Origin of the sequence: Aliikangiella coralliicola (assembly GCF_007004725.1) — a bacterium.
Classification (GTDB): domain Bacteria; phylum Pseudomonadota; class Gammaproteobacteria; order Enterobacterales; family Kangiellaceae; genus Aliikangiella; species Aliikangiella coralliicola.
The window spans coordinates 128358-145563 of sequence record NZ_ML660170.1 but is presented as its reverse complement, the minus strand read 5'-3'; the positions used below and the strand labels follow the sequence as shown (position 1 = coordinate 145563).

13 protein-coding genes and 1 tRNA gene are annotated in these 17206 nt (G+C 41.9%); 9 read left to right on the top strand and 5 right to left on the bottom strand.

What is annotated here, in order from left to right; all coding sequences use genetic code 11:
• Positions 1-3 precede the first annotated feature (3 nt).
• Complete coding sequence (locus tag FLL46_RS22715; protein ID WP_142934048.1) at positions 4-1104, top strand: mechanosensitive ion channel family protein; 1101 nt, start codon at positions 4-6, stop codon at positions 1102-1104.
• A gap of 68 nt (positions 1105-1172) precedes the next feature.
• Here the strand turns inward: FLL46_RS22715 and FLL46_RS22710 are convergent, their stop codons facing one another.
• Together FLL46_RS22710 and FLL46_RS22705 are read right to left on the bottom strand one after the other, a co-directional pair.
• Positions 1173-1538 (bottom strand): hypothetical protein, encoded by a 366-nt coding sequence (locus FLL46_RS22710; protein ID WP_142934046.1) that lies wholly within the window; start codon positions 1536-1538, stop codon positions 1173-1175.
• A gap of 134 nt (positions 1539-1672) precedes the next feature.
• Positions 1673-2272, bottom strand: coding sequence for a PilZ domain-containing protein (locus tag FLL46_RS22705; protein ID WP_142934044.1), 600 nt, complete (start codon positions 2270-2272; stop codon positions 1673-1675).
• Between the two features lie 286 nt (positions 2273-2558).
• Between FLL46_RS22705 and FLL46_RS22700 the strand changes: the two genes are divergently transcribed.
• The 5 genes from FLL46_RS22700 to FLL46_RS22680 all read left to right on the top strand — a co-directional run bounded on the left by FLL46_RS22700 (position 2559) and on the right by FLL46_RS22680 (position 8777).
• A complete protein-coding gene (locus FLL46_RS22700) occupies positions 2559-3806 on the top strand; it encodes a lipoprotein-releasing ABC transporter permease subunit (protein ID WP_142934042.1) in 1248 nt (415 codons plus the stop codon).
• Positions 3799-4485: a lipoprotein-releasing ABC transporter ATP-binding protein LolD gene (gene lolD, locus FLL46_RS22695; RefSeq protein WP_142934040.1), complete on the top strand. Its 687-nt coding sequence runs from the start codon at positions 3799-3801 to the stop codon at positions 4483-4485. The genes FLL46_RS22700 and lolD overlap by 8 nt, the downstream gene beginning before the upstream one ends.
• Positions 4486-4609: 124 nt before the next feature.
• Positions 4610-4685: transfer RNA gene (locus tag FLL46_RS22690), tRNA-Glu, on the top strand.
• Between the two features lie 388 nt (positions 4686-5073).
• Positions 5074-8175, top strand: coding sequence for a bifunctional diguanylate cyclase/phosphodiesterase (locus FLL46_RS22685; protein WP_142934039.1), 3102 nt, complete (start codon positions 5074-5076; stop codon positions 8173-8175).
• A gap of 41 nt (positions 8176-8216) precedes the next feature.
• A complete protein-coding gene (locus FLL46_RS22680; protein ID WP_142934037.1) occupies positions 8217-8777 on the top strand; it encodes a nitroreductase family protein in 561 nt (186 codons plus the stop codon).
• Positions 8778-8876: 99 nt separating this feature from the next.
• Here the strand turns inward: FLL46_RS22680 and asnS are convergent, their stop codons facing one another.
• Complete coding sequence (gene asnS, locus FLL46_RS22675) at positions 8877-10280, bottom strand: asparagine--tRNA ligase (protein ID WP_142934036.1); 1404 nt, start codon at positions 10278-10280, stop codon at positions 8877-8879.
• Positions 10281-10536: 256 nt separating this feature from the next.
• Here asnS and FLL46_RS22670 point away from each other — a divergent pair, with 256 nt between their 5' ends.
• On the top strand, positions 10537-11013 hold the full coding sequence (locus tag FLL46_RS22670; RefSeq protein WP_142934034.1) for a GAF domain-containing protein: 477 nt from the start codon (positions 10537-10539) through the stop codon (positions 11011-11013).
• A gap of 357 nt (positions 11014-11370) precedes the next feature.
• On the opposite strand, the gene FLL46_RS22665 is transcribed toward FLL46_RS22670, so the two are convergent.
• Positions 11371-12471: a tryptophan 2,3-dioxygenase family protein gene (locus tag FLL46_RS22665; protein WP_246119387.1), complete on the bottom strand. Its 1101-nt coding sequence runs from the start codon at positions 12469-12471 to the stop codon at positions 11371-11373.
• A 557-nt stretch (positions 12472-13028) separates the two neighbouring features.
• On the opposite strand from FLL46_RS22665, the gene FLL46_RS22660 reads away from it, so the two are divergent.
• Positions 13029-14420: a TIGR03013 family XrtA/PEP-CTERM system glycosyltransferase gene (locus tag FLL46_RS22660; protein WP_142934032.1), complete on the top strand. Its 1392-nt coding sequence runs from the start codon at positions 13029-13031 to the stop codon at positions 14418-14420.
• 63 nt (positions 14421-14483) lie between these two features.
• Complete coding sequence (locus FLL46_RS22655; RefSeq protein WP_142934030.1) at positions 14484-15494, top strand: XrtA/PEP-CTERM system-associated ATPase; 1011 nt, start codon at positions 14484-14486, stop codon at positions 15492-15494.
• 136 nt (positions 15495-15630) lie between these two features.
• Here FLL46_RS22655 and gltA read toward each other — a convergent pair whose 3' ends face one another.
• Positions 15631-16920, bottom strand: a complete 1290-nt coding sequence (gene gltA, locus FLL46_RS22650; RefSeq protein ID WP_142934028.1) for a citrate synthase — start codon at positions 16918-16920, stop codon at positions 15631-15633.
• Positions 16921-17206: the final 286 nt, after the last annotated feature.

The following is a 17206-nucleotide window of genomic DNA, read 5'->3' as shown; positions in this document are numbered from 1 at the left end:
TTGATGGATTTAACGAAAATTGAGATCTGGTTTGATGAAAATCTAGGAGATTCGACTTTTATCATCAAAGTGTTCCTGGTTGTCTTTGTGACACTTCTGGTTAACTTTTTATGGAAGAGAATCCATAACAAGCTACATAAACAGCTTCAAAGAACGAAAAACGAATGGGACGACGCGCTAGTGATGTCGCTCTTTTCACCAGTTACTTTGCTAATTTGGGGCGTTGGTACCTGGATTATTGTCAATTATCTGTTCGGATACCAGGTAAAAACAACGGTGCGAGATATTGGTCTGGTGATCGTTGTCAGCTGGTTTTTGGTGCGCTTTATCAGGGAAGGTGAAAATAACCTGATGCGGTCAAATGTTAATAAGGCCGATGAAGATAAAATCGACCAATCCACAATTGAAGCCATCAGCAAACTGCTAAGAGTTTCAGTGTCGATTACCACAACATTAGTGATTTTACAGACCATGGGTGTGAGTATCAGTGCGGTGCTGGCCTTTGGTGGTATCGGCGGTATTGCGGTTGGTTTTGCGGCGAAGGATTTGCTCGCGAATTTCTTTGGCGGATTAATCATCTATCTAGACCGACCGTTTTCAGTCGGCGACTGGATACGTTCTCCGGACCGCAATATTGAGGGAACGGTAGAATATATCGGCTGGCGGCAAACTCGCATCCGTACTTTTGATAAACGACCTCTTTATGTACCTAACGCGATTTTTAATAGTATTACAGTGGAAAATCCATCACGAATGAAAAATCGTCGAATTTATGAAACCATTGGAATTCGGTACGATGATATCAAGCAGATGGAACCGATTGTCGCTGAAGTTAAGTCAATGCTGCAATCGCACCCGGATATCGATGTGAATCAAACGCTGATTGTCAATTTTAACCAATTCTCTGATTCTTCAATCGATTTTTTTGTGTATACCTTTACCAAAACCACTGACTGGATAAAATTTCACGAAATAAAACAGCGGGTTTTACTGAAAATAGCGGAAATCATTGAAACGAATAATGCTGAAATTGCCTACCCAACTCAAAGAATTCAAGTGGATGAAGTTGAAAAGATAGCTGCGATAGAAAAAATGGCTCGATAAGAGCCATTTTTCATCCAATAAATCTGAGTTTAAGAAAAGTTATTACAAGGTAATTTATCGTCTGTTATCTAAGAACGATGCGCGACTGAGTGGATCACCTTGTCATGCTCAAAATAAACGGTAAAGTTGTCATAGCGCCAACGGCTAATTGGAGGTTCTCCAACAGCAGCCACTCGTTCAACTGGCGCGCCAAACGCGTTTTCGACCTGTTCCATTGACTGGCCATGTCTTGGTTTATCAACAGCTTGCTGTGATTGCTCTGAAACTTTTATCGGCGCGTTTTCAGCAGAGAGATTAAGTGGACAAAAGATCATCGTAGCCGCCATCAAGGGCGTTGCTAGTCCAAGAGATATTTTTTTGCTCATTCTATTTTTCAGCTGCACCATCAGTTTTGTTTCCGTAAAAGTCATTAATCCAGATTTGAAGGTGATCATGATGAATTCTCCAGATTAGAATTATTATTAATATACTCCGCTAACTCGCTGATTTGAAGCAATATTCCAATTTTTTAACAACGACTACCTCAGAATGTTAATTAGTACCATGTATGATTGATAATTTGAGGAGATTAGCGCGTACTATCATTGTTGTCCGGCCTCTGACTTCGAAGCTGTTCTGACTGGATCTTAAACACATGCCTTACAATTGCATCCCTGTCTGCTTCGCGTAACTTAATGAAAACCAGCGCTATTTCATGATGTGGCGTACCTTCGATTGGTTTGCAGTCGACAACTCGCCCATGGGCTAGCAGGCCGACACATTCTGGCACCAATACAATTTCCAGCTTTAATAGTTGGTCAATTGGATGTGGGTCGACGCTTTTGAAGCGAATTCCGCCGCCGCTGATGTCAACTTCGCGTAGCTCGTCTTTGTTGCCGCTTAGTGATTCGATGACAAAACGAGTGAGCAATTCCATCTTTTTATTCATGTTGATTAAATAGTTACCAAGCTGGCTTTGCTTATCGGTGAGTGAGCCCAGATAGTTTTGGTTTTCGGTTTCTAAGCGGGAAAGTTCCTGGAGTAAGGAGATTCGTGGTGAACTTTTAAAGCCAAAGTCATCTAAGTCTTGGTTATCCTGGTCTTCATCAATCTTTTCAAAGTTAATGATAATCCAGTTTTTGATACGGAAGTATTCTCGTCTTTCATTTTGGTTGTTGTTGTCTGTCATCGGCGAATTGGCTCTTAATTACTGAAAGTTTGGAATAGAGAATGCATGAATAAAGCAGTTCATTTGCAATATTTGCTTTTGTCCCAAGTGTGAGGTTGTTAGAATTCCATCACTTTCATAGATAGTAGCAGATATTGTGAAATTTTTTATAACTATTCAGTAGGCGTTCCATTTCCCATTTTGGCGCCGAACCGGTCAGTCGAAATAGATAGGTCAAAATAGAATAGTCATGAGAAAGATTCGACAAGTCGTTGCGTCTTTTCAGAAATAGTTGTTTAGGAGATATATGAAAAAATCTGTCGCGTTGATGGTTGGGCTGAGGTACACCGGAGCGAAAAAAAGTAATCACTTTATCTCATTTATTGCGCTGGTCAGCATGATCGGCATTGCCCTTGGCACTATCGTGCTGATAACCGTTATGTCCGTGATGAATGGTTTTCAGTCTGAGCTTCAGGAGCGAATTCTCGGTATGGTGCCCCATGTTGTCGTTGGCGAGCGAGGCGAGGGCGTCCATGATTGGCCAGAAGTTGAAAAGCAGATTGTTCAACATAAAGACGTTATTGCAGCCGCGCCTTTTATCGATACTCAGGCAATGTTTAAAGCCCGAGGTAATACCCGATATGGTCTGGTACAGGGAGTATTGCCTGAAAAAGAAAAGAAGGTGTCTATTATCAGCGATTACTTTATTGCCGGTTCGCTGGATAATCTTAAACCAAAGGAATTCGGCATTATATTAGGCATTGGCGTTGCGAGAAGTTTAGGGGTGAGCATGGGTGACAAGGTTACTCTGTTAATCGCTGATGGCGGAACGGTATCGCCGGCTGGATTTGCGCCAAGGCAAAAACGTTTTACCGTTGTCGGCATTTTCGAAGTACGCTCTGAAGCCGATAGCATGATCACAATGATTCACATGCAAGATGCTGCTGCATTCACCCGTAAAGGCCAATTGGTGTCAGCGTTGCGAGTCACAACCAATAATGTTCTTGATGCCCAATGGACAGCTTATGAGTTGAGAAATCAACTGGATGACAAGTTTTATGTCAGCGACTGGAATTACACCCATGGAACGCTTTTTAAAGCGATAAAAATGGAAAAAACCATGATGGGGGTTTTGCTCACTTTAATTGTTGCCGTTGCGGCTTTTAACATCATTACGACTTTGGTAATGGTGGTTAACGACAAACAATCAGATATCGCTATACTAAGAACGCTTGGTGCCAGCCCTGCGACCATTATGAAAATATTTATTGTGCAAGGGAGTTTAAATGGTTTTATCGGTACTATTCTCGGTGTCATCGGTGGCGTCGCGCTAGCGATTAACCTGCCGCAAGTAGTCGCTTTTGTAGAGCAACTTTTCGGGGTGAATGTAATACCTGGCGACGTTTATTTTATCGGTTTTCTACCTTCTGAATTACATTGGGATGATGTTATTTTAATCACCTCTGTTGCGCTCTCGTTAACAGTTTTAGCGACACTTTATCCGGCCTGGAAGGCTTCACGTACTAACCCGGCGGAGGCTTTACGCTATGAGTAATCCTGTTTTACGCGGTATTGATATCCACAAGTCATTTCGCGATGGTAAAAATAAAGTGGAAGTGTTGAAGGGCGTTAATCTGGAAATTGAGCAAGCCGAAATGACGGCTATTATCGGTTCTTCGGGGTCAGGCAAAAGCACTTTACTGCATGTGTTAGGTGGTCTTGATTCGCCGGATACCGGCCAGGTATTTATCAAAGATAAAGATATTCATAAGGTGTCTACTCGAAACCAGGGAAAAATCAGGAATCAACAACTCGGTTTTGTTTATCAATTTCATCATTTACTGGCAGAATTCACCGCCCTTGAAAATGTCGCAATGCCTTTGATAATTGGTGGAGAAAATCAAAATGCAGCTTATGATGCCGCTGAGCAGGTCATTAAAAAAGTGGGGTTGGGTGAAAGATTAACCCATAAACCATCGGAGTTAAGCGGGGGAGAGCGTCAGCGTATCGCAATTGGCAGGGCGTTAGTCACAAAACCCGCCTGTATTTTAGCCGATGAACCCACCGGTAATCTGGATACCATGACAGCGCAGGCGGTTAATGAATTAATGTTTGAGCTTAATGAGTCTGAAAAGACCAGTTTTCTGATTGTTTCGCACGATTTAAAACTGGCTGACAGCATGCAAAAAACCTATCAAATGAAAGATGGTGAGCTTGAATTGATTAAACATTGAACGTCAATGATCAAAGATTGTACATGACTAAAAAAATTATCAAAAAAAGTAAAATTAGACTTTGACATTCTGAATAAGCCTCTATAGAATGGCGCGCTCTTGAGGGAGCACTTCAAGAAACTTAGTCCCCTTCGTCTAGAGGCCTAGGACACCGCCCTTTCACGGCGGTAACAGGGGTTCGAACCCCCTAGGGGACGCCAAATTAAAAACCCAGCTTTTGCTGGGTTTTTTTATGCCCAAATTAACAGCCTTGGCGACAACAGCTGCTAGTCAAAATTCGCTGTACTAATCGAATCTGTGCTTAATTCCTTGATAAGCCAACAAACATCAAAACAACGATATTGTTGCGTTTTGCTATTTTCTCCACAATTGACTATCTTTTTCTCTAGCGCTGATTAACCAGTTGTTACCAACGGGCAGTGTCAGCCGATTCGATTTACCGGTAAATGTCAGCGATCTTTGCATAGGCATTAACAATAAAGAAAAACTAATTTAAAAATCTCGCTCTTAAGTATTAACTCTCATGAACTAACGCTTACGTATTCAACCGTTTCTCATTATGACGGCCAGTAAGCAAGGGATAACCAAGTGTTAAAGAAAGTTTCGTTTGAGAAAGTTTCGTGGTACAACAGCCTGCAGTTTTCGCTTGCTTTTAAGTCCTTGCTAATTTTCGTATTAGCTGTCCTTTCCTTTTTAATGATTCTTTTGTTTATCGTTAAAGATCTATTGGTGGAGGCAGAAAAACAGATCTTGATCGAAACCGGAGTTTCGGTTGTTGGTGAGATTAGTAAAATAACTCAGTCAACGGAAACTCTGACCAAAGCAATGGCAAGCGTAGCCACTTCTTTGCCAAAAGATCGTGCGCTTTTTAACCGCACAATTCCAAAAGTTATCGAACAGGCCGGACTCAATGAAGTTGTTGCCGGTGGAGGCGTATGGCCAGAAGAATATCGATTTGACCCCACGCTTAAGCGTAGTAGTTTTTTCTGGGCAAAGGACGAAAGTAACCAGCTACAATTTCTTAACGATTATAATTTACCGGGTGGGGAAGGTTACCATAATGAAGAATGGTATGTTCCGGTAAAGCACATTCCCAAAGATCGGTGTTACTGGTCAAAATCCTACCAGGATCCTTATTCTTTTGAACCCATGGTTACTTGCACTGTACCGATGAAAAATAAGAGGGATTTGTTCACTGGGGTTGTAACTATTGATATCAAGTTAGATGGTTTAACCGAGTTAATGAAACAGGCCACCGAAAAGACTGAAGGATACGCATTTGTGGTTGATAGAAATAATCGTTTCCTATCTTACCCTGACTGGGAGATATCAGGTGATAAACCACTTGAGCAGCTCAGCGAAAAATCTCAAGAATTTCTTTTAGCAAGTGATTTCGCAGCGAAATTTCCTGATTTTTTACCAGTATCTAAACAACTGGATATGATTAACGAAAATATCATTAACCTGTTTAGGCTTGGCAATGCTTATGGCAGTGAGCTAGCGAGCAACCTGGCATTTGATAGCTATCAGATTGATGAAGGTGAAGCGATTTTACTTGCCGCAATATTACTTGATGACGGCGTAAGAAGATTTGAGAAGGAGCGTTTCTTGTCATCAATTCATGTAGAACGAGATGTTTTGTTTAAAGAGCCGGTAATCGTGCAAATATTTTTGCTACCGGAAACTTATTGGAAGCTGGTATTTGTAACGCCAGAACGAACCTTTACCCAAAAAATTGATTCCGAAATCAATTCAATTTTATTCTACTTTATTGCCGTTGTGCTGTTAATTTTTATCCTCGGGTACCGGCTTATCGGAAAAAATATTATCAATCCTTTTTCTAAACTGGTTTATCAACTCTCTTCTCAATCGGACGAACCCCTTGATGAGTCTTCAAATGATGAGTTTGGTCTGGTCGCTAAACAGATTAATCGCAAAACTCAAGATTTGATCAACAGCAACAAACAAATGGCCATCGCGATTGATAATCGCGAGCACTCCGATAAATTACGCAGACTTTCCGAGAAGCGTTTTAGAGCGATTGCTAATACTGCACCTGACGCAATAATATCTGTTGATCAAGAGGGTGGTATTATCGATTGGAATACTGCAGCCTCGGCAATTTTTGGTTATCAACGGGAAAATATTTTAGGGCGACCTTTTACGCGTTTAATGGTGCCTGGAGAGGTCAACAAGGTATTGCAAGAGATTAAGCTTTACCTGGACGGTGAAATAGACGCTTTGGACAGTTCTCTCATCCAGGTACAGGCAGTGAGAAAGGACGGCGTTATTTTTACAGCAGAACTTTCTGCGACGTCATGGAGCGCTGAAGAAGATCGTTTTTTCTCAATTTTTATGCGCGATATTACAGAGCGTATCGAGGCGGAATATCGGTTAAGGCATCAGGCGTTGCATGACCCATTAACTGAGCTGCCGAATCGAAATTTGTTTAATGACAGGCTATGTAACGCGCTTATCCAGGCCAAACGCAACCAATCATTAGTGGCAGTAATGATTATTGATTTGGATAACTTCAAAATTATTAACGATACGCTGGGTCACGGCACGGGCGATAAGCTTCTGCAAGCTGTCGCCGAAAAAGTTAAAAAACAAAAGCGGGCGACAGACACCATTGCCAGGTTAGGCGGTGATGAGTTTGGAGTTATTCAAACCAACTTCGAAGATCCGGCGAAAGCGATGCTGTTCGCATCAAGAATTCGCACCGCGATTGCGCAGACTTCGACCATTGATAGTAACAGTTTTCAGGTGGGCTGCAGTATCGGTGTAACAATCTACCCAAATGATTCGACTACCAGTGAAAACCTGCTACGTAATGCCGACATGGCAATGTACCAGGCCAAAGAGGAGGGGCGTAATTCGATTCGGTTTTTTGTTGATGAAATGGATCAGGAAATTCAGAAGCGTAAAGAGATTCTGGAAGATATCGCCGTTGCGATTGAAGAAAACCAGTTTGATTTAAGTTTTCAGCCATTAATTAATTTGCGCAACGATAAAATGGTAGCAGCTGAGTCGCTGATTCGTTGGTATCATCCGGTAAAAGGACCTATCTCTCCAGCAGAATTTATTCCAATCGCCGAACAAAGTAATTCTATTAATGATATTGGTCGCTGGGTGGTAAAAAAAGTCTGCGAGTATATCAAAGAAATGGATAAACTCAGGCTCCCGCAAATTACCATGGCGCTTAATATTTCGCCCGCGCAATTCAGACGGGAAAATGTCTATCAAAGCGTTAGTCGTATTGTTGAAAGTGAAAAAGTATCACCAAGGCGAATCGAATGTGAAATCACCGAAAGTGCGGTGATGGATGATATGGAAAGAGCCATTGAAATCATGCACGGATTTAAACAAAGCGGTTTTAAACTTTCTATTGATGATTTTGGAACGGGCTATTCTTCATTAAGTTATTTAAAGCAATTTCCGATTAACAAAATTAAAATTGATCGGAGTTTTATTGCTGATATTGAAAACGATGAAGACAGTGCATCGATTGCTAAGTCGATCATTAATCTTGGACACTCGATGAATCTTGAAGTACTGGCTGAAGGCGTTGAAAACGAAGCTCAACAAAATTGGCTAATTGAGCATCAATGTGACTTAATGCAGGGATATTATCGTGCTAAACCCATGCCATTTGATCAATTCGTTGAGTGGATTGGTGATAACTGTTAGCATCGTTAGTACGATCGAATTTAATAATCTTACCTTAAAATATGACTCCGATAGATTTGTTACTAAGTCGAAAATCTCATAATAAATTAACCTCTCCAGCGCCTGATAATGACCAGCTAGAAATACTTTTCAAGGCTGCTTTGCGGGCACCCGATCATGCACTACTTAAACCGGCACGCTATCGTGTTTTTGAAGGTGATTCCCTGGCTCGTTTGGGCGATTATTTTGTGACTGCAGCGCTGAACAAAGAACCTGAACTGCCGCAGGAAAAACAGGATAAATTACGAGGTAAACCATTAAGAGCGCCAATGGTGATTGTTGCTTCGGCAGTATTGAAAGAGCATTCAAAAGTGCCTGAAGTTGAACAAATATTATCTGTTGGCGCTGGCGTTCAGAATATGTTGATGGCTGCCCATTTCCAGGGAATCGGCGCAATGTGGAGAACCGGTGGTATGGCGTACAACGAAAAACTGATGGAATTGCTCGAATTTGAAGCTGGAGAAATGATAATCGGCTTTATCTATCTTGGTACAGAAGAAGGTAATAAAAGAGCGGCGAAGCCACTAGAAATTGAAGAGTTTGTAACTCGATTTGGAGAATAACCTGAACTCATTTGTATAAGTTCAGGCTAAATCGCTTGTTAGTTGAGCTGAGACTTAGATCAACCAAGTCTCAGCAAAGCTAAAGCCCTTTGCTCGCAATTAAAACTCTGCGCTACCGGGAGCCCTTGGAAATGGAATCACATCCCTGATGTTCTGCATTCCTGTGGCGTAGGCAACCATTCGTTCGAAGCCAAGTCCAAAGCCCGAATGGGGCACTGTGCCATAGCGGCGTAAATCGCGGTACCACCAGTAATTTTCCTTAGGTAAACCCATCTCATCAATGCGCTTGTCTAAGACGTCAAGGCGCTCTTCACGCTGACTTCCGCCGATAATTTCTCCGATTCCAGGCGCTAGAACATCCATTGCAGCAACCGTTTTATTGTCATCATTAAGGCGCATATAAAAAGCTTTGATGTCTTTCGGATAATTCATCAAAATAATCGGGCGTCCTACTTTTTCTTCCGCAAGATAACGTTCATGCTCTGACTGAAGATCACAGCCCCACTCAACAGGATATTCGAACTTCTTGTCGCTTTCCTTGAGTATCTTGACTGCGTCAGTATATTCCATTCGCTCAAATTGGTTATTAACAATGGTTTCCAGTCGTTCGATAACCGTTTTATCGATTCGCTGGTTAAAGAAAGCAAGATCATCGGCGCGTTCGTCCAGAACTGCCTTACAAATGTATTGCAACATGCCTTCGGCCAGGTTTGCAGTATCTTGCAAGTCGGCAAAAGCGATTTCTGGCTCAACCATCCAGAACTCAGCCAGGTGACGGCTGGTATTGGAGTTTTCTGCACGGAAAGTCGGCCCGAAAGTGTAAACTTTTGACATCGCCATACAATAACTTTCAACGTTAAGCTGGCCTGAAACTGTCAGGAAAGCTTCTTTACCGAAAAAGTCCTGAGTGTAATCAACGTCACCTTTATCAGTTAGCGGCAGATTCGTCTGGTCCAGTGTACTGACCCTGAACATTTCGCCTGCGCCTTCGCAATCGCTTGCGGTAATAATTGGCGTATGGATCCAGTTAAACTGTTTCTCGTATAAGAAACGATGAATCGCTTGTGCGAGGCAGTTCCTTACACGTGTGACAGCCCCAATTGCATTAGTTCGTGGTCTTAAGTGGGCGACTGAACGCAGGAATTCCATGGTGTGAGGTTTCGGCTGAATAGGGTAGCTGGCCGGCTCGTCTACCAGGCCAAGTACCTCGATTGAGGTCGCCTGTATTTCAAAGGATTGGCCTTTGCCCTGACTGGCTGCCAACTGACCATGCACTACTAGCGAAGCACCTGTTGTGGCTTTAAGTATTTCTGACTGATAATTATTAAGTTCAGCGGGAGCAATAACCTGAATGGGATTAAAGCAGCTCCCATCGTGCAAATTAATGAAGGAAAAGCCCGCTTTCGAGTCTTTACGGGTTCTAATCCAACCTTTTACGGTTACTTCGCTGTCGGCGTCAACCTTTCCAGCGAGGAGGTCTGAAATTGACCAATGCTTGCTCATTTGCTTACTCCAAAAAGCTATTTTGTTTAATTAGTAAATACCGGTCGGCAATCTTAACCCTGAATGTCCAATACTTCCAGCATAAATGCTCGTAGGTATATAACCAGATTCTTGAGTAACGACTTATAACCAATCGGAGTTCGGGATAACCAAAAAGGACTTTGTTAAAAACGCCAGGATCAATTATCCTAATTATCGAATTAAATAGACCTGAATTTTGAAGGTATTCGGGTATCAATCTAAGAGAGTCGTTTTAGTGAGTGAATCGAAAGAACAATTTTATCAATCTTTGAGCGAACAACTAACAGCATTGTTAGAAGGTGAAACAAACTGGTTGACTAACTTAAGTCAGTTCAGCGCCTTCCTTAATATGCAACTTGAAGATATCAACTGGGTTGGTTTTTACCTCAGTCAGCCTGACAGTGATCTTTTATTGGGGCCATTTCAGGGCAATGTCGCTTGTGTACGTATCCCGCTCGGTAAAGGGGTTTGTGGTACAGCGGCTCAAAAGCAAAAGACGCTGGTTGTCGAAGATGTGGATCAATTTGACGGTCATATCGCCTGCGACGCTCGTTCACGCTCTGAAGTTGTCTGCCCGCTGGTCATTGATGGCAAGCTTTGGGGTGTGCTAGACATAGACAGTCCTAGTCTAAACCGATTTGACCAGCAAGACGCCGATGGTTTAGAAAATCTCATGAAAATTCTGATTGACGCTACTGAGTGGAGTCGATAATTGCTTGACGTTCAAGTCGAGTGAAAATATTCAACAACGAGTCTCTCAGTTATACCCAAACTACTTGAAGATGCAGGTTTCAGAGCTTAGCTAGAAAGCTTGAGTAAGGCACCGTCCGCAGGGAATGACTAGTCCTTTTCAAGGACGGTAACGCGACGCAAGTTTTCTAGCTAAGCTCCCGCAGGGCAAGGCGAAAAGCCGTTATCTTCTTTGTTATGGGTCCTTGAATTAGAGTGACTAATCCAGCGAACCCATGCCTCAAATATAACGGCTTTTCGCCTTGCTGAATCCTGCATCTTCAAGTAGTTTGGGTATAAAAGCACGATAATTTGAGACTCGTTGGTATTTGAGACTTTTTTATTCTGATTTCAATCCCATTGCTTCTTCGAGGTGAGGAGGGAGTTTCGGCAATGAAGAGCGAGGAATCAAAAAGGTCGACATGTTAAACAAATCTTTAAAAAAGCGATTGTTCTGAGTCGTCTGCTTTAAATAGTCGTGCCCAGAGCTTCCTCCGGTCCCTATCTTAGCGCCTAACATTCGATGCACCATAATTGTGTGTCGATAACGCCATTGGGTAAATTCTTCGTCAATATCGACTAGTTTGCCAATCAGCTGATAAGGCTGCTGGAAGGCAGGTTCATCGCGATATAAGTTAATAAACACGGCGCTTAATAGAGATTTCTGGCTCATTCTAAAATGCCCTTCAGCGCTCAAACGCTCAAAAGTCTCTTTGTTAAAAAGGGCGTCGAATTGCTGTCTGGTCTTTTCCAGGTCTTTGATTTGGAATTCTCGGTCTTTATCGGAGAGACAATCGATGTTATCAATAATTTCTCGATCATTGCTCAACATCTCCTCAACTGCATTTTGATAAGCTTCAACAAAGGAAAAGTTCTTTTTCTCAAGAAATGGCATTCTTTCAAGCCAGGCTTCCAACTGATCGAAGACTCCGGGCTTTTCTTCAAGCGCCATTAAATGTTCTCGGTCTTCGTCATTTAATCGGTTGTAGAAAGACTTTTTATCGAAGTTGATGCGATATTCCATTTTTAGCCCAAGCAGAATTTCGATCTCTTTAAATTGAATGCTCTGAAATCCGCTGGCAGGAACCAGGTAGTCTCTGAAATCGAGAAAATCCAGGGGAGTCATGGTTTCCAGTATACCGATCTGCTGATTCAGTAGTTTTTGAATCTGAATAATGCGATCAAGTCTCTGTACGATACGGCCATACTTTTTGGTATCCAGTACTGGTTCGTTAAATGCCTCGAGCACCCAATTAAGCTCATGGAGAATTTGTTTAAACCAAAGCTCGTAAGCCTGATGAACAATAATAAAAAGCATTTCATCATGGGCTTCTTTGTCTTGATATTGTCCACTGACCGGCTTCTGCGCGTCTAGAAATTTGTCGAGCTGAAGATATTCCCCGTAATAGCATGGAGTCGTATTTTTTTGCATTGCGCACATGTTATTTTCAGAATCCTTTTGGGTTAGTTATCTGTTGAATATTACCACTAATTATCATTACCAACTAGCGAGCTATTATTATGACTGGTTAAGAAAAGCAGATTAGTCTAAATTATGTTCAGGAAAAAAATAAATTGAGCATGTGGGCAAAATATACCGTTTAAATCTTTGTTTTTGCGATGGATTTAGCATGAATTTAAAATTCAACTCAAGTATAATCCCGAATCTCAATAATTGTATACAGAAAAAATAAGCTACAATTAGTCGCGAATTCGCAAAAGTGGTTGGCGACAAAATAACTAGCTAATCGTTATTTATAAGACCAAATAATAGTTGGTTGCCAGATTTACCAGTTAAATAAGTATTTATCCCGGTCGTTAATCGAAAATACTGCAAATAGTCATTAAAAAGTAGTCGATAATCATCTCAAGGTGATTATTAACATAGATAAAAATTGAGCTACTAAACTACGGATCTCTTTATTAGCTGAGGCTGACAGACAAGGCTTAAGCGACAAATAGAGATTGATTGATAAGGAACTATCAAGGAAGTCATTAATGAGTCGTATATTCGGTCATTACATACCAAGAAGTTTGACCATACTGGCATTTTTTGAGTTTGTTGCCGTGCTCACCGCATTTTATAGCGGGGTCGGTTTACGTTTTTCTAATGATTCAATCACACCTGAGTTCGAAGAACTGTTGCATTTAAAAGCGGCGGTGTTTTCAGTATCTGTATTTTTATCAATGGTTGCGGTCGGCCTTTACTCGAGGAGTATGCGAGAGGGTTTTGGCCAAATTATTGTCAAACTTGTGGTTGGAATGTTTCTCGCATTTTTTGCCCTGGTTGCCCTTTATTACTTGTCTCCCAGTTGGTTTGTCGGCCGTGGAGCCTTTGTTTTATCTCTAGTTATCGCATTTTTCGGACTCATTGGGGTTCGCTACCTATACTCATCGTTAATCGATACCAAATTGATGACATCCAGAGTGCTGGTGATTGGTACCGGCGCGATGGCACGTCAGCTCCAACAGCTCAAACGTCGCAGCGATTGGCGTGGGATTACCTTGGTGGGCTTTTTCCACTTAAGAGGTGATCAGGATGAAGTCGAGGAAGAGAAAATTATTCGGTCTGAGCAACCGTTAAGTAAATTAGTCACCGATTATGGGATTGACGAGCTCATTGTGGCGGTTGACGAACAGCGTAAAAATTATCCTGTGGATGAGATCATCGGCTGTAAAATGAAAGGCATTCAGGTAACTGAGATTAGTGATTTTTTTGAGAAACGATCTGGACGTCTGCAAATTGACACGCTGCATCCCAGTCGATTTATCTTTATTGAAGGATTTAACCAGGATTACACGCGTATTGTCGTTAAGCGATTTGTCGATATATGTTTAAGTTTATTGATGTTGTTAATCACAGTTCCGATATACCCAATTCTTATTTTCTTGATTAAGAAAGAGTCAGGTTGGAATGAGCCGGTATTTTACAGTCAGGTTAGAGTGGGGCAGGACGAAGAAAACTTCGTCATCCATAAATTTCGCAGTATGGTTGTTGACGCTGAGCAGCAAGGCGCACAGTGGGCATCTAAGAACGATGCTCGCGTAACCAAAGTGGGTAATGTCATGCGTAAAACCCGCCTCGATGAATTACCACAGTTATGGAATGTATTAAAAGGGGATATGAGTTTTGTCGGTCCACGACCAGAAAGACCGGAGTTTGTCGAAAAACTGGCAGAAAATATTCCTTACTATCGCATGCGCCATCGGGTTAAGCCCGGTATTACCGGTTGGGCTCAGGTCTGTTATCCTTATGGTGATGATGAAAAAGATGCCAAAGAAAAGCTTCAGTATGATCTGTATTATATAAAAAATTATAGTGTATTCCTGGATTTGGCCATTTTAGCGCAAACTGCACAGGTCATACTGTGGCAAAAGGGTGCACGTTAGCGCTAGTCAATCTAGAAGCCGAAGGGTGTTATTTAGAGAATTTTATTTAAACAAGGGTATCGAATGTACGAATCTTATTATAAATTGACCGGAAAACCGTTTCAGCTAGCGCCCGATCCGTTTTTCTTTTTTGGAAGTAGCACCCATAAAAGAGCGTTGGCCTATTTAAAATATGGTTTGTCACAGGGAGAAGGATTTATTGTCGTAACCGGCGATGTCGGTACCGGTAAAAGTACACTGGTGAGAACGCTGTTTGGCTCTCTTGAAGGTAAGGATGACGTTGTCGCCGCGGAATTGATCAACACGCAATTAGATTCTACCGATATTTTAAGAATGGTCGCAGCGACATTTGGCCTGGCTCACAAAGACAATGAAAAATCATCGCTGTTAAAAAATCTCGAAAACTTTTTTATTGCCAGAAGCCGCGAAGGTAAGCGTTGCATGTTGGTGGTTGATGAGGCTCAAAACTTGCCTTTTGAAACCATCGAAGAGTTACGCATGCTGTCGAACTTATACTACGATGGCAAGACCTTATTGCAGATTTTCCTGTTGGGACAATCTGAATTTAGAGAGCATCTTAGAGATCCTTCATTAGAACAAGTTCGTCAAAGGGTGACAGCGTCTTATCACCTGGCTCACCTCGACGTCGAAGAAACTCAGGCGTACATTGAGCACAGATTGAAAAAAGTTGGCTGGGAGGATTCTCCCGGTTTTACGGCAGAGTCTTTTCAACTGATCTATGAGTTCTCCGAAGGCGTTCCACGAAAAATTAATACCACCTGTGACCGCCTATTGCTATACGGATTCTTAGAAGAAAAATCGCGTATTGATGGTGAGATTGTTAAAGTCGTAACCAGCGAAATTACCGAAGAAAATGACGCTGGAAAAGAAGCTGCAGCAAAATCGATGACGCCCCTGGTGCGGGAACCAACATTGTCGGAAGATGCTTCGGTAGTAGAAGTTAAAGTTCATCAACTCGAAAGAGAAATACAGGATTTGAAAAAGCAATTCCGCAAAGAAAGAGAGTTTATGCGAAAAATAGTACAAATTTCTCTCAACTTTGATGAGGACTAGAAGGTACGCTAATTTTCTAATAAGTTAAAAAGAAAAAAGGCTCCGTATGGAGCCTTTTTTTCATATCAATCTGCAATAAAAGTTTTAGTTCATGACGTCCGCAACATTGCTTCTGCAAATTGCTTCTGTCACGATTTTATCGCTGCTCGATAGGTTGCACATCTCGACTAGATTCACCAGTGTACAATTGTCGAGGTCGACCTATTTTTTGCGTAGGTTCTGCAATCATTTCACCCCATTGAGATACCCAACCGACTGTTCTTGCCAGTGCAAAAATAACAGTAAACATATTCGTTGGAATGCCGATAGCCTGCAAAATAATACCTGAGTAAAAATCAACATTGGGATATAACTTCTTCTCAACGAAATACTCGTCTTCTAATGCAATTTTTTCGAGCTCCATGGCTACCTTTAAAATAGGATCGCTATCTTTGCCGGTTGCTGCTAATACTTCGTGAGCACTTTCACGCATTACTTTCGCGCGAGGGTCGAAGTTTTTATAAACGCGATGACCAAATCCCATCAGACGGAATGGATCACTTTTATCTTTAGCTCTGGCGATGAATTCTGGAATTCGGCTAACGTCGCCAATTTCGTTCAGCATATTCAAACAAGCTTCGTTTGCACCACCATGGGCTGGTCCCCACAATGAAGCGATACCTGCAGCTATACAGGCGAAAGGATTAGCGCCGGAAGAGCCTGCCAATCTTACTGTAGACGTAGAACAATTTTGCTCGTGATCTGCGTGAAGGGTAAAAATTCGATCCATTGCTTTGACCAGAACCGGATCAGGCTTTCCATCGTGCGATGGCATGCTGAACATTTGGTTAAGGAAGTTTTCGGCATAAGACATTTCGTTACGTGGGTAAACGAAAGGGTGGCCTTTTGAATAGCGGTAACACATGGCTGCAATTGTTGGAACCTTAGCAATCAATCTGAACGCGCTTTTTTCTCGGTGTTCAGGATCATTGATATCCAACGAGTCATGGTAAAAAGCAGAAAGTGCACCGACCACACCGACCATAATTGCCATCGGGTGAGCATCACGACGAAAGCCACGGAAAAACATTGCGAGTTGTTCGTGAACCATGGTGTGATTGTTAATTCTATCAACGAATGCTGCTTTTTCTGCGACGCCGGGAAGCTCGCCATTAAGCAGTAGGTAAGAGACTTCCATGAAGTCACATTTTTCAGCGAGTTGGTCAATCGGGTAACCACGATAGAGTAATACTCCCTTGCCACCATCAATATAAGTTATTTTAGATTCACAGGATGCGGTAGACATGAAACCGGGGTCATAAGTGAATACCCCATTTTTAACGAGGCTCGAAACATCGATGACATCGTTACCTTCGCTGGGAGAATACATCGGCAGGTCGAGTTCTTTTCCATCCGGTAAAGTGAGTTTGGCGGACTTATCCGTCATAATTGTTAGCTCCTGTATTTTCAATTTGCCTGTATTTTACGGCGACTTATCAACAAATGGTCGCATTTTCGTGTTGTATTAATTATTTTTGTTAGAGCGCGCTACTATAAAGCGAGAATGAGTTTTGTCAATTACAATTGTCGAGATATTTGTTTGAGTAGAACAATTATTAACCAGTTTTGACTAACATCAAGCTGAGTATCGTTAAATCAGATAATCATTTGTATTCACTGGCCTGCGCTTATATAATTCGCTCGCCGCGGGCGCTTGCCTGAATTAGAACAAA

What these genes read in the sequence shown, in the direction of transcription:
- FLL46_RS22715 (WP_142934048.1), top strand. Translation starts at nt 4, where the DNA reads ATGGATTTAACGAAAATTGAGATCTGGTTTGATGAAAATCTAGGAGAT.
- FLL46_RS22710 (WP_142934046.1), bottom strand. Translation starts at nt 1,538, where the DNA reads ATGATCACCTTCAAATCTGGATTAATGACTTTTACGGAAACAAAACTG.
- FLL46_RS22705 (WP_142934044.1), bottom strand. Translation starts at nt 2,272, where the DNA reads ATGACAGACAACAACAACCAAAATGAAAGACGAGAATACTTCCGTATC.
- FLL46_RS22700 (WP_142934042.1), top strand. Translation starts at nt 2,559, where the DNA reads ATGAAAAAATCTGTCGCGTTGATGGTTGGGCTGAGGTACACCGGAGCG.
- lolD (WP_142934040.1), top strand. Translation starts at nt 3,799, where the DNA reads ATGAGTAATCCTGTTTTACGCGGTATTGATATCCACAAGTCATTTCGC.
- FLL46_RS22680 (WP_142934037.1), top strand. Translation starts at nt 8,217, where the DNA reads ATGACTCCGATAGATTTGTTACTAAGTCGAAAATCTCATAATAAATTA.
- asnS (WP_142934036.1), bottom strand. Translation starts at nt 10,280, where the DNA reads ATGAGCAAGCATTGGTCAATTTCAGACCTCCTCGCTGGAAAGGTTGAC.
- FLL46_RS22665 (WP_246119387.1), bottom strand. Translation starts at nt 12,471, where the DNA reads ATGTGCGCAATGCAAAAAAATACGACTCCATGCTATTACGGGGAATAT.
- FLL46_RS22660 (WP_142934032.1), top strand. Translation starts at nt 13,029, where the DNA reads ATGAGTCGTATATTCGGTCATTACATACCAAGAAGTTTGACCATACTG.
- FLL46_RS22655 (WP_142934030.1), top strand. Translation starts at nt 14,484, where the DNA reads ATGTACGAATCTTATTATAAATTGACCGGAAAACCGTTTCAGCTAGCG.
- gltA (WP_142934028.1), bottom strand. Translation starts at nt 16,920, where the DNA reads ATGACGGATAAGTCCGCCAAACTCACTTTACCGGATGGAAAAGAACTC.